This window comes from Shinella sp. GW821-FHT10F02 (assembly GCF_058809275.1).
In genome coordinates, this window is record NZ_JBXASL010000018.1 from 1 (window position 1) to 12866 (window position 12866).

The 12866-nt window shown below is 60.2% G+C and carries 11 protein-coding genes; 9 read left to right on the forward strand and 2 right to left on the reverse strand.

Features of this window, described 5'->3' with window-relative positions:
• Nucleotides 1-129: 129 nt before the first annotated feature.
• The gene (locus AC1RWL_RS31765) at nt 130-915 is read right to left on the reverse strand and encodes a TetR/AcrR family transcriptional regulator (RefSeq protein ID WP_493097490.1); all 786 of its coding nucleotides are present in this window, start codon (nt 913-915) and stop codon (nt 130-132) included.
• A 340-nt stretch (nt 916-1255) separates the two neighbouring features.
• Here AC1RWL_RS31765 and AC1RWL_RS31770 point away from each other — a divergent pair, with 340 nt between their 5' ends.
• From AC1RWL_RS31770 to AC1RWL_RS31790, 5 genes are all read left to right on the forward strand, one after another.
• The gene (locus AC1RWL_RS31770; RefSeq protein WP_493158606.1) at nt 1256-1729 is read left to right on the forward strand and encodes an RNA polymerase sigma factor; all 474 of its coding nucleotides are present in this window, start codon (nt 1256-1258) and stop codon (nt 1727-1729) included.
• 103 nt (nt 1730-1832) lie between these two features.
• Nucleotides 1833-2759 carry a FecR family protein gene (locus AC1RWL_RS31775; protein ID WP_493097488.1) on the forward strand — a complete coding sequence of 309 codons (927 nt, stop codon included), beginning with the start codon at nt 1833-1835 and terminating at the stop codon, nt 2757-2759.
• Nucleotides 2760-2939: 180 nt separating this feature from the next.
• Nucleotides 2940-5381, forward strand: a complete 2442-nt coding sequence (locus AC1RWL_RS31780; protein WP_493097487.1) for a TonB-dependent siderophore receptor — start codon at nt 2940-2942, stop codon at nt 5379-5381.
• Nucleotides 5382-5543: 162 nt separating this feature from the next.
• Nucleotides 5544-5798 (forward strand): type II toxin-antitoxin system Phd/YefM family antitoxin, encoded by a 255-nt coding sequence (locus AC1RWL_RS31785; protein ID WP_493097486.1) that lies wholly within the window; start codon nt 5544-5546, stop codon nt 5796-5798.
• Nucleotides 5795-6217 carry a type II toxin-antitoxin system VapC family toxin gene (locus AC1RWL_RS31790; RefSeq protein ID WP_493097485.1) on the forward strand — a complete coding sequence of 141 codons (423 nt, stop codon included), beginning with the start codon at nt 5795-5797 and terminating at the stop codon, nt 6215-6217. The genes AC1RWL_RS31785 and AC1RWL_RS31790 overlap by 4 nt, the downstream gene beginning before the upstream one ends.
• A gap of 85 nt (nt 6218-6302) precedes the next feature.
• Here AC1RWL_RS31790 and AC1RWL_RS31795 read toward each other — a convergent pair whose 3' ends face one another.
• The gene (locus AC1RWL_RS31795) at nt 6303-6911 is read right to left on the reverse strand and encodes a J domain-containing protein (RefSeq protein ID WP_493097494.1); all 609 of its coding nucleotides are present in this window, start codon (nt 6909-6911) and stop codon (nt 6303-6305) included.
• A 210-nt stretch (nt 6912-7121) separates the two neighbouring features.
• Between AC1RWL_RS31795 and groES the strand changes: the two genes are divergently transcribed.
• From groES to AC1RWL_RS31815, 4 genes are all read left to right on the forward strand, one after another.
• A complete protein-coding gene (gene groES, locus AC1RWL_RS31800) occupies nt 7122-7418 on the forward strand; it encodes a co-chaperone GroES (RefSeq protein ID WP_439626987.1) in 297 nt (98 codons plus the stop codon).
• A 65-nt stretch (nt 7419-7483) separates the two neighbouring features.
• Nucleotides 7484-9118 carry a chaperonin GroEL gene (gene groL, locus AC1RWL_RS31805; RefSeq protein ID WP_493097484.1) on the forward strand — a complete coding sequence of 545 codons (1635 nt, stop codon included), beginning with the start codon at nt 7484-7486 and terminating at the stop codon, nt 9116-9118.
• Between the two features lie 126 nt (nt 9119-9244).
• Entirely contained in the window at nt 9245-9508 is a 264-nt protein-coding gene (locus AC1RWL_RS31810; protein WP_493097483.1) for a hypothetical protein, read from the forward strand.
• Nucleotides 9509-9847: 339 nt separating this feature from the next.
• Nucleotides 9848-12637, forward strand: a complete 2790-nt coding sequence (locus tag AC1RWL_RS31815; protein WP_493097482.1) for a bifunctional aconitate hydratase 2/2-methylisocitrate dehydratase — start codon at nt 9848-9850, stop codon at nt 12635-12637.
• Nucleotides 12638-12866 lie beyond the last annotated feature (229 nt).

Genomic DNA, 12866 nt, shown 5'->3' on the forward strand with positions numbered 1-12866 from the left:
ACAACTACTACTGGCTCTATGAAAAAGCATCGCTCTTTTCATGGAAGTCTAAATAACCAGAGGGAACTCCGCGACCGGCTTGCCGGCGCGGAACTGGGGCAGGGCAGGGGCGCGTCATCGTAAGCCCTGTCAGGGCTTTGCCTTGGTATTCAGTGCTTCAAGTCCGGCACATATAAACGCTTTTAGACGACGAACCGTGACTTCATCGGTTTCCTGCTGGTCCACCGAGGCCAGGAAGTCATCCGGCAGCTTCGCCACGGGTGACTTTCCAGCCAATGTGAAGACGAGGATTCCGACCATATAATTGTATCCCCATATGGCGTCCGCCAAGGATATTCCTTCGCAGCTCCGCTGTATCGCCGAAATAAATCCCCGAGCAACCGACTCGTAATAGTTTTGCAGGTACTTGTGTTCATCCGGGTTGGACAGAACCTGCTTGGAAAACAACATGATGATTCGAGCTTTTGCCCCAGGCTTTCCGAAATCTTCACTCTCGAAAAGAGGGGAAATGTATGCCTCGACTATGTCCTGTAAAGAGATTTTGCCTTTTTTCGTTTTCTGATCGAGCAATTCGAGACGTCGATCATTGACCGGAACTATCCTACGCAGGAAGGCCTGCTCAAACAGGCCAGCCTTGGAACCAAAGTAATAGTTTGCAGACGCCAGGTGTTGGCCGGATTCAGCAGCGATGGTGCGCATCGAGACAGCAGAAAACCCTTTCTGCGCGAACAATTCTTCAGCGGCATCAAGGATAGCATCTGCATTCCCGGCGGGAGACATGCTACTTTCCGAACGTCGAACACGTTTCTCGTTTGAAGGCATATACGACTCTCCCACATTGTTAAGCCACACGACGCTATTGGCAGCCGTTCCGTGCAAATGCAAGGCAGAATACGAACGTTTGTATTCGCCCATCGCCTCAAGCCCTCAATGGAACCTGGCGTGGCCCCATTCCGCCATGGGTTTCGAAGCCAGAAATGCCTGTCGTTGATTCGAATCCAATGAAAGCCTCCAGTCAATTCACACTGTGTCGACTGTTGCGCTTTTGGCGATCTTGGGCGGGCCGCTGGGTTGAGACATTCTTCGAGGCTGCGGATGTCCCACGGCGCGTTAAATCTGGATTTTTACAATCCAGATTTATTGACCGCCCCGGGTTTCGCGCCTATTGGAGGCGGCGTTGGGCTTGGCCCTGTCTCAATCCTCAAGTCGTCGTCAGAACCGCCTCGTGAAAGACACGTTTCTCTTTCGGACCTTTGTGGACAGCTACAACGAGCTTGTGCGGTATCTGACGGTCAAGCTGCGCAGCCGGTCCGATGCGGATGACGTGGCGCAGGAGACCTTTCTCAAGATCAGCCGCATGGGTGGCGATACGGTCGTCGACAATCCGCGCTCCTATCTCTTCCGCATGGCGGACAATGCGGCGATCGACCATCTGCGCCGGCAGAAGGTGCGCACGCGTTTCGTTTCGGGCGAGCCGGAAACGGAGCAGCCCGCAGAAGAGCCCTCGCCGGAGGAGCAGGCGGATTACCGCCAGCGCCTCGCGCTTCTCGCCCGCATCGTCGATGACCTGCCGCCGCGCCAGAAGCAGGCGTTCGTGCTGCACAAGTTCGACGGGCTCGGGCACCAGGAGATTGCCGCAAGGCTCGGCATATCGAGAAGTGCGGTGGAAAAGCTGCTCATGAAGGCACTGGCGACCTGCCGGGACCGGTTCGAGGAGCACCTCGAATGACAGGGATCGTCAGCACGGGGGTGAGGTGCCGTTGCGTGAGAAACGTCTTTGCTCCAGATGAGTGCCGAGAAAATCGACCGGGCATGCGGGCTGGATGAGCGCGATGGCGAACGAAGAGAACGATCCGCGATCGATCGCGATGGCGTGGTTCGTCCGGATGCAATCCGGCGAGACGACACAGGCAGAGCGTCTTGCCCATGCCCGCTGGCTGGCGGAGGCCGACGCGCATCGCCAGGAATATCGCAAGCTCGAAGGGCTGTGGACGGATTTCGACGCGATTCCGCGCCCGGTGATCGAGCCCGTCGACCGGAGCCGGCGCCGCTTTCTCGTCGGCAGCGCTGCCGGGCTTGCCGCAAGTCTCGTCGGCGTTGCCGCCTGGCAGGGCGGTTATCTGGGCAACCTCGGCGATTTTTCGACCGGAACGGGCGAACAGCGCACCATCCGTCTTACCGATGGCAGCCAGGTGACGCTCGATGCCGACAGCGCCATCGACGTCGGTTTCGACGCGCGCACCCGGCGGGTCCATCTGCTGCAAGGCCGCGCCTTCTTCGACGTTGCCGCGGACAAGGCACGCCCCTTCTCCGTCGAGGCGTCGAAGGGGGTGGCCACGGCGCTCGGCACGCGGTTCTCCGTCCATCGGCGCGAGACATCCGTGACGGTCGACGTGGAGGAAAGCATCGTTTCGGTGGTGGCGCCGGATGCGTCCACGATCGTGCTGACCGCGCCCGAAAGCCTGTCCTATAGCCAGCGGGGCATAGCGCAGGTCGGCCGGATCGATACGGAGGTCGCCGCCGCGTGGCGCCATGGCAAGCTGATTTTCGAGGATCAGCCGCTGGGGCAGGTGATCGAGGATGTGAACCGCTACAGACACGGCTCGATCCGCATTTATGGTGATGGCCTCCAGGCCTTGCGGGTCAGCGGCATCTTCGACATGGCCAATCCGGATGGCGTGCTCGACACGATCACCCGCACCTTGCCGATTTCCGCCTACAGGCTCACCGACTATTTCGTCGTTCTGCGGCCGGCGTAAGCGCCGCGCGGCTCCGTAAAAATTTGATAGGAAAATTCCACTTTTGGGGTGAGGAGATGCGCGCCGGCATGCGTCTTGCGGGATAGACGGGGCAGAACGCCCCGGGAATGACGGTAAAGGTTGAGGCGCATGGGCATGATTTCGAAGACCGGCAGGGGCTTGCGTGGCGGGGTTGCCTGCATGGCGATTGTCTTGGCGGCGGCAGGGGCGGCGACGCCCGGTTTCGGCCAGGAAACAAAGCAGGCCCGCATTCACGCCGCCAGCTACGCCATTCCGGCCGGTCCGCTCGGCCAGGTGATCTCCCGCTTTGCCAACCGTGCCAACCTGCAGATCCTCTATCCCGCCGGCCTCGTGCGCGGAAAGACGAGTGCCGGCCTTTCCGGTTCACACTCCGTCGAGAGCGGCCTTACCGCAATCCTGTCCGGATCCGGGCTGAGCTACAGGCTCACCGGCGGCAATACGGTGACGATCCTCGATCCTTCGGCGTCGTCCTCTTCGCAGGCGCAGCCGCTGGCGGATGGCTCGACCGGACTGGAGACGATCAATGTCGAGGGGGAGGGTTCCACGACGGAGGGAACCAACTCCTACACGACCCGGGAAATGGTGACCGCGACCGGCTTGCCGCTCTCGATTGCCGAGACGCCGCAATCGGTGACGGTCGTCACGCGCACCCGAATGGAGGATCAGGCCAGCACCTCGCTGCGCGATGCGCTGGAATCGGCAACCGGCATGACCACGCAGCAATATGACAGCGACCGCACCGAATATACCGCGCGCGGCTTCGCGATCACCGAGTTCCAGTATGACGGCGTAGCCGTCGAGACGGATGGCGTCTACGATTTCGGCCTGAGCAATGCCGACATGACCATCTATGACCATGTCGAAGTGGTGAAGGGCGCCAATGGTCTGCTGATGGGTGCCGGCAACCCCGGCGCTGCGGTCAATCTCGTGCGCAAGCGCCCGACCGATACATTCCAGGGCTCGGTGACCGGCACGCTTGGATCGTGGAACACCTATCGCAGCGAACTCGACGTCTCCGGCCCGCTCAATGACGACGGCTCCGTTCGCGGGCGTTTTTCCGGCTCCTTCGAAGACGGGGAGTCCTATCTCGACCATTACGAGAAGAAGTCCTTCACGCTCTATGGCGTGCTGGAGGCCGATATTGGCGACAGCACGACGTTGTCGCTCGGTGCCGACTACCAGCAGAACCGCCCGCGCGGCTCGACCTGGACGGGCCTGCCGATGTTCTTTTCCGACGGAACCCGCACCGACTGGGACATTTCCACCAACCCGGCGACGACATGGAGCAGGCGCGATACTTTCACGAACAATGTCTTCGTCACGCTCGACCATGAATTCGACAATGGCTGGAAGGCGGACGTGACCTACAACCACCGCCGCAACGGCCATGACAGCGTTCTCGGCTCCGCCGGTGGCGGTTTTCCCGATCCCTTTACGGGGGCGGGTGTCTCGCAATATGTCGGCAAATATTCGGGCCGGGTCGTGCAGGACACGATCGATGCCAAGGTGTCGGGTCCGTTCGAACTGTTCGGCCGCGAACACGACCTGATGTTCGGCGCCACCGCATCCCGGCGCACGGACAAGGGCCCGTGGTATGGCTATGGCGGCGTCGGTTACGATCCGTCCGTGCCGAATTTCTTCCTGTGGGACGGGAAGACGGCGGAGCCGGACTTCGACCTTGCAGGGCGCTACGAGGATTCGCTGACCCAGTACGGCGCCTATGCGGCCGCCCGCCTGAAGGCGACGGACGACCTGTCCGTCATTCTCGGCAGCCGCATCAGCTGGTGGGATTTCAAGGACCAGGGAACTTATGACATTGCAACCGATGCGTGGACCGGGGCAGGCGCCTATTCCGCCAAGGGCAAGCTGACGCCCTATGCCGGCATCGTCTACGACTTCACCGATGCCTATTCCGTCTATGCGAGCTATACCGGCATCTTCAAGCCGCAGGGCAACCAGGACGTGACCGGCGCCTATCTCGCGCCGGAAGAGGGCACGAGCTATGAGGCCGGCGTCAAGGGCAGCTTCTTCGATGGCGCGCTGAATGCCAGCGCTGCCGTGTTCATGACCAAGCAGGACAATCTGGCGGAAGTTGCCGGATATGACCCGATCCGCGGCGGAAACTACTACCGGGCCGTGCAGGGCGTGACGACAAAGGGCTTCGAGCTTGAAGCCTCGGGCGAAATCCTGCCGGACTGGAATATCTATGCCGGCTACACCCATGCCCGCGCCCGCAAGCAGAATGGCGACCACGTCTATTCCTTCATCCAGACGAGCGCACCGGACAATGTCGTGAAGCTCTACACGAGCTATACGCTGCCCGCCGAATGGGAGAACCTGACGATCGGCGGCGGCCTGCGCTGGCAGGACGAGATCCACGCCTATGTCTGGAGCCCCGCGAATGTCTACCAGAACATCACGCAGAAGAACGTGCTGCTGGTCGACCTGATGGCGAAATACCGGTTCAACGAAAAGGTCGACGTGACCTTCAACGTCAAGAACCTCTTCGACGAGAAGTATTTTGCCGGCCTCGGGAATTTCGATACCGGCTTCTACGGCGAACCGCGCAGTTTCAGCATTTCGACGAAGTTCAAGTTCTGATGCTGCTCGCCCCGCGCCGGGCTCCCGGCGGGGCGGCGGCCTTCCCGTTCACGGCCGGGCACACGCTCTGCCTTCGCCACCCAGGTGCACCAGCTGCCCTCGGCATTGTTTTACGACCTGCCAGGCGCTATATGTAGGTATGTTCCTACATGGAGGCAGATCATGGGTACGATCCGTTTGACAAGCCGTGAGCTGAATCACGACGTCAGCAGGGCAAAGAAGGCTGCCGAGAATGGGCCTGTCGTTATCACCGATCGCGGTAGGCCGTCGCATGTGCTCATGACCTACAGCGAGTTTGAGCGCCTGACCGGCAAGCGTCGCAATCTTGTCGATGCCCTTTCAATGCCCGGTTTATCAGCCATCGATTTCGATCCACCTCGAGCCGCAATTTCCCCTCGCGAGGTCGATCTGTCTTGAGATATTTGCTGGATACGAATGTTGTCTCGGAGTTGCGCAAAGTAGGTGATGGCAAAGCCGATGCGAATGTGACGGCCTGGGTTGGCGCGCGAGATTCCCGCGACCTGTTCATTTCAGCCATAACAATCTTGGAACTTGAGCGCGGGATATTGGGCATTCAGCGTCGCGACGCTGCGCAAAGTTCGCGTTTGCGGGCGTGGATGGATAGCCGGGTTCGCCCCGAATTTGTCGAGCGGGTTCTGCCAATCGATGACGCGGTCGCTACGCGCTGTGCCCACCTGCATGTCCCAGACCGCCGCAATGAGGCTGACGCTCTCATCGCGGCCACGGCGTTGTGTCATGGCCTGATAGTGGCGACCCGAAATGTCAAAGATTTCGAGAGTATGGGCGTGATCATATTCGACCCGTGGCAAGCCTGAACCGGGGCTAGTGCCTCGTAAGGGCCGACGGTCCAGATGATTGGCCAATCGCCGCCCGCGTCATTCCGGCCTCTGCCGCTACCTCTCAACAAAAACCGTTCAGTTTAAGGATCTTGTGCGCTTCGATCGATGCGCGAAGCTCGTCCTCGGAGAGGCGGTCGCCCTGGTTGGTGTCGGGATGGAGCATTTTGAGCCTTTCCTTATAGCGGCTCTTGATTTCCGCAGGCGTCGCATCCGGTGAGAGTCCCAGGGTCTCGAAAGCCCTTGCTTCGAGGACCTTGAGCTTTCGTTTCTGGAGATCGGCTTTTTGCGCCTGGCGTTGTGCAGCTGTCTTGCGGGCATTCAATGCCTTTGCCGAACCCGAACGGGTGGTGGACGGCATTGGGATTTCGGTTGCCTGGTCGACTGCGGTACCCCATGTCGGTCGAGCACGGGTTGTCGCTTCTCTCTGGTAGCGCGCGACGTCCGCGTGGGAAAGATCTGCCGTGAAATTGTACCCCTTGTTGTACTCCTTCACATGCTCAAGACAGAACAGCAGATACAGGCCCTCGGCATCTCGCCCCACGGGCGCGCGGTGCGCGCCAATCTTTTCGCAACAGTCCCATTGGCATTTCGGGCCGGCGGGGTTGGCGTGCGGAGAAGATTTTTTGCGAGTAGACCGGAGGCCAACGAATATTTTCGAATCGAGCGTCATCGCGCCGGTATGGAGGCAGTGCGGGATCTTGGCAAGAATTAGCAGGATTCGCGGCCCGTTGGCTGTCATGCGCTGTGTTATGTTACCTGCGAGTGCGGAGGCCACTCGCCAGCACAAAAAAGAAACTCCGCTAGCACTCTCCACGCATGAGTGCTAAGAGTGCCTATCGGGATCGGCCATCGGGCCGCGTTCTCGCCAAGGAACCCCAAAATGACAAATACCGTTTTCCGGCCGTTGCACGACCGCGTCGTCGTGCGTCGTATCGAGGCTGAAGCCAAAACCAAGGGCGGCATCATCATTCCTGACACGGCCAAAGAGAAGCCGCAGGAAGGCGAAATCGTCGCCGTCGGCGCTGGCGCGCGTGATGAGAGCGGCAGGATCGTGCCCCTCGATGTCAAGGCGGGCGACCGCATCCTGTTCGGCAAATGGTCGGGCACCGAGATCAAGTTCAACGGTGAAGACCTGTTGATCATGAAGGAAGCCGACGTCATGGGCGTTATCGCCTGATCGCCAGCCGCTTCTTTCCTTTCTTTTCATGAAGACCAGTGGGCGATCAGCCCGGGAGTTTTTCCATGTCTGCTAAACAAATCAAATTCGGTCGCGACGCGCGCGAAAAGCTGCTGCGTGGCGTCGATATTCTCGCTGACGCCGTCAAGGTCACGCTTGGTCCCAAGGGCCGCAACGTGGTGATCGATAAATCCTATGGCGCGCCACGCATCACCAAGGATGGCGTTACCGTTGCCAAGGAAATCGAACTGGAAGACAAGTTCGAAAACATGGGCGCACAGATGGTCCGCGAGGTCGCGTCGAAGACCAACGACATCGCTGGTGACGGCACGACGACGGCAACCGTTCTCGCGCAGGCCATCGTTCGCGAAGGCGGCAAGGCCGTTGCCGCGGGGATGAACCCGATGGACCTGAAGCGGGGCATCGACCTCGCCGTCACCGCCGTCGTCAAGGATCTGCTGGCCAAGGCCAAGAAGATCAACACGTCCGAAGAAATTGCCCAGGTCGGCACGATTTCGGCCAATGGCGAGAAGGAAATCGGCCAATACATCGCCGAAGCGATGCAGAAGGTCGGCAACGAGGGTGTCATCACCGTCGAGGAAGCCAAGACCGCCGAAACCGAACTCGAAGTCGTCGAAGGCATGCAGTTCGACCGCGGCTATCTCAGCCCCTATTTCGTCACCAATGCCGAGAAGATGGTGGCTGAGCTGGAAGATGCCTATGTGCTGCTGCACGAGAAGAAGCTTTCGAACCTCCAGGCCATGCTGCCGATCCTCGAAGCCGTCGTGCAGACCGGAAGGCCGCTGCTGATCATATCCGAAGACGTCGAAGGCGAAGCGCTTGCGACGCTGGTCGTCAACAAGCTGCGTGGCGGTCTCAAGATCGCGGCCGTCAAGGCTCCTGGCTTCGGTGATCGCCGCAAGGCCATGCTGGAGGATCTTGCCGTCCTGACCGGCGGCACCGTCGTTTCCGAGGATCTCGGCATCAAGCTGGAGAACGTCACGCTTGACATGCTCGGCCGCGCGAAAAAGGTCTCGATCACCAAGGAAAACACCACCGTCGTCGACGGTGCCGGCGCCAAGGCCGATATTGAAGGCCGCGTCGTTCAGATCAGGGCGCAGATCGAGGAAACGACCTCCGACTACGACAAGGAAAAGCTGCAGGAACGTCTTGCCAAGCTTTCCGGCGGTGTTGCCGTGATCCGTGTCGGCGGCTCGACGGAAGTCGAAGTGAAGGAAAAGAAGGACCGCATCGACGACGCGCTCAACGCAACACGCGCCGCCGTCGAAGAAGGCATCGTGCCCGGCGGCGGCACTGCGCTGCTGCGCGCCTCGATCGTTCTCGACATCAAGGGCGAGAATGACGACCAGAATGCCGGCATTGCCATCATTCGCAAGGCTCTGCAGGCGCTGGTCCGCCAGATCGCCGAAAATGCCGGCGATGAGGGCTCGCTTGTCGTCGGACGCATTCTGGAAAGCAACACCGACAACTTCGGCTACAATGCCCAGACGTCCGAATATGGCGACATGATCGCCATGGGCATCGTCGATCCCGTAAAGGTCGTGCGCACCGCTCTCCAGAACGCCGCCTCGGTGGCCGGCCTGCTGGTCACGACCGAAGCCATGATTGCCGACCTTCCCAAGAAGGATGCTGCCGGCGGCGGCATGCCTGACATGGGTGGCATGGGCGGCATGATGTAACAGGGGAGCCTTCGCCCCCTGCTATACAGGGCTCCGATCGATCGGAGCCCTGCACACCTGCGCAAATGCCGAAATGATCAAAGGTGAAAAGCGCCATATGGGCGGCTGCAATCTCGTGGATACAGAATGTTGAAATTGAACAGGCCTCGCAGTACCGGACCTTACCCCGACCGGGATATCGGCTGCCAGGAAGCTATCGAGCCGGCCTTTCTTGAACTTGCCAAGGGGCTGGCGCCAGACAACATAGTGGAGACAGCCGGCGGCAAACTTCCGCCAATGCTGTTGGGACTGGCAAAACGCGCCGAAGCGGCAGGATGGTCGTTGGAAGAGGCGGAAGTGGCAATCAGCGAACTGGCGCAGAACCTCCTGGATGACATGGCGGCAATGTAGCGCGGGATGTGGTTTTGCTGAACAGCTCGCCACCGAGCGGCATTCGTCTTAACAAGCCGGAAGCCGTAACTTCCGGCCAGTGTGTTGGTCATTGAAATGGCAGCCGCGCGATGGCTGTCAGGATAGGGTTCGGCCGCAATCGCTGGTGACCCACATGCACTCGACCAACTTTAACCGGCCAAACCTGAATACGAAATACCACTTTTTTACTGAAATGCGGTATCTTGTCAGCCGGCCTTGGTTGAAATACTCGAGACCAATAGGAAACGAGGCCGATCGACGGTACGGTTCGGCCCGCGCTGCGTTTCAGCGCGACAAAGCTCTGACGTTGGGATTGCGATGAACCTTTACCTGGATTACGTGGCTGAAATCAAAAGCAGAGAAACCCAGGGGCTCGCTCCCAAGCCGATCGACGACGGCAGGCTCACCGCTGAAAATATTGCCCTGATCAGGGATTCCGGTAGTGAGCATCGGGCGGATGCCCTTAAATTCTTCATCTACAATACGCTGCCCGGCACCACGAGCGCCGCGGGCGTCAAGGCGGCTTTCCTGAAGCAGATTATCCTGGGCGACGCAATCGTCCCCGAGATCACACCCACCTTTGCCCTTGAACTGCTGTCGCACATGAAAGGGGGGCCATCGGTCGAAGTGCTCCTTGACATCGCGCTCGGCGACGATGCCGTGATTGCCGGGCAGGCCGGCGAGGTGCTGAAGACCCAGGTGTTCCTTTATGACGCCGACATGTTCCGGCTGCGCGACGCCTTCAAGGCGGGCAACGCGGTCGCGAAAGGCGTTCTCGAAAGCTATGCCAAGGCCGAATTCTTCACCAAGCTCCCGGATGTCGAGGACGAGATCAAGCTCGTGACATTTATCGCTGCCGAAGGCGATATCTCGACCGACCTACTGTCGCCCGGCAACCAGGCGCATTCGCGCTCGGACCGCGAACTGCACGGCCAGTGCATGATCACGCCTGAAGCGCAGCAGGAAATCGTTGCGCTGCAGAAGCAGCATCCCGACAAGCGCGTGATGATGATCGCAGAGAAGGGCACGATGGGCGTGGGCTCGTCGCGAATGTCCGGCGTGAACAACGTGGCGCTGTGGACCGGCAAGCAGGCCAGCCCCTATGTGCCCTTCGTCAACTTCGCCCCTGTCGTCGCAGGCACCAACGGCATCTCGCCGATCTTCGCGACGACGGTCGACGTGACCGGCGGCATCGGCATCAACCTGAAGAACTGGGCCAAGAAGACCGGCGACGACGGCAAGCCGATCCTCAACAACGAAGGCAACCCGATCCTCGAACAGCAGTACTCGGTCGAGACCGGCACGGTGCTGAAGATCGACGTCAAGAGCAAGAAGCTGCGCGATGAGAGCGGCAATGAACTGGTCGATGTCGCTAGCGCCTTCACGCCCCAGAAGATGGAGTTCATGAAGGCGGGCAGCTCCTACGCCATCGTCTTCGGCAAGAAGCTCCAGACGTTTGCGGCCCAGACGCTCGGCGTCGAGGCAACCCCGGTCTTCGCGCCGAACAAGGAGATCTCGGTCGCGGGCCAGGGCCTGACCGCGGTCGAAAAGATCTTCAATCGCAACGCGGTCGGTGTGACCCCGGGCAAGATTCTGCATGCCGGCTCGGACGTGCGCGTGAAGGTGAACATCGTCGGCTCCCAGGACACCACCGGCCTGATGACCGCGCAGGAGCTCGAGGCGATGGCGGCCACCGTCATCTCGCCGCTCGTCGACGGTGCCTATCAGTCGGGCTGCCACACGGCGTCCGTCTGGGACAAGAAGGCGCAGGCGAACATTCCGAAACTCATGTCCTTCATGAACAATTTCGGCGTGATCACCGCGCGCGACCCCAAGGGCGTCTATCATTCGATGACGGACGTGATCCACAAGGTGTTGAACGACATCACCGTGGACGACTGGGCGATCATCATCGGCGGCGACAGCCACACCCGCATGTCCAAGGGCGTTGCCTTCGGCGCCGACTCCGGCACCGTGGCACTGGCGCTGGCCACTGGCGAAGCGACCATGCCGATCCCGCAATCGGTCAAGGTGACCTTCAAGGGCACGATGCAGCCGCACATGGATTTCCGCGACGTGGTCCATGCCACCCAGGCGCAGATGCTCAGCCAGCACGGCGACAACGTCTTCCAGGGCCGGATCATTGAAGTCCATATCGGCACACTGCTCGCCGATCAGGCCTTCACGTTCACCGACTGGACGGCCGAGATGAAGGCCAAGGCATCGATCTGTATCTCTGAGGACGAGACCCTGATCGAGTCGCTGGAAATCGCCAAGTCACGCATCCAGATCATGATCGACAAGGGCATGGACAATGCCGTGGGCACGCTGAAGGGCCTGATCGCCAAGGCCGATGCGCGCATCGCCGAAATCCGCTCGGGCGAAAAGCCGGCTCTGAAGCCCGACGACAATGCAAAATACTTTGCCGAGGTCGTCGTCGACCTGGACGTCATCGATGAGCCGATGATCGCCGATCCCGATGTGAACAATGCCGACGTGTCCAGGCGCTACACCCACGACACGATCCGCCCCGTTTCGTATTACGGCGGCACCAAGAAGGTGGACCTCGGCTTCGTGGGCTCGTGCATGGTGCACAAGGGCGACATGAAGATCGTGGCCCAGATGCTGAAGAACATCGAGAAGGCCGAGGGCAAGGTCGAGTTCAAGGCGCCGCTGGTTGTCGCGGCCCCGACTTACAACATCATCGACGAGTTGAAGGCCGAAGGGGATTGGGAAATCCTGCAGAAGTATTCGGGCTTCGAATTCGACGATCTGAAACCGAAGACAACGAACCGGACCGAATACGAGAACATCCTCTATCTGGAGCGGCCCGGCTGCAACCTGTGTATGGGCAACCAGGAGAAGGCGGAGAAGGGCGATACCGTTCTGGCGACCTCGACACGCCTGTTCCAGGGGCGCGTCGTGGAAGACACCGCCGAGAAGAAGGGTGAATCGCTGCTGGCCTCGACACCGGTCGTGGTGCTTTCGGCGATCCTTGGCCGCACGCCGAGCGCGCAAGAGTACAAGGCAGCCGTCGAAGGCATCGACCTGACGAAGTTTGCCCCACCGAAAGCTGCTCCGATCGACTCTCTGTCGGTCCAATATTAGGGAACGCTGACCGAGAACCCCGCGCCAAAAACGCGGGGTCTCCGTAAGCGTCTGGGCATTTCCTGGGTACAGAGATCGCCGGCGGGTTTGCCCGCAGCGTCAGCGACATTGTCTGCACGTTTCATGTTCGCACCTGTGAGCATGACATAACATACTGTGCAATGTTGCCCGGGCAGGAGGTTGACACACGATGACGCCGCCCTGGAAACTCGTCGGCCAACCGCTTGCG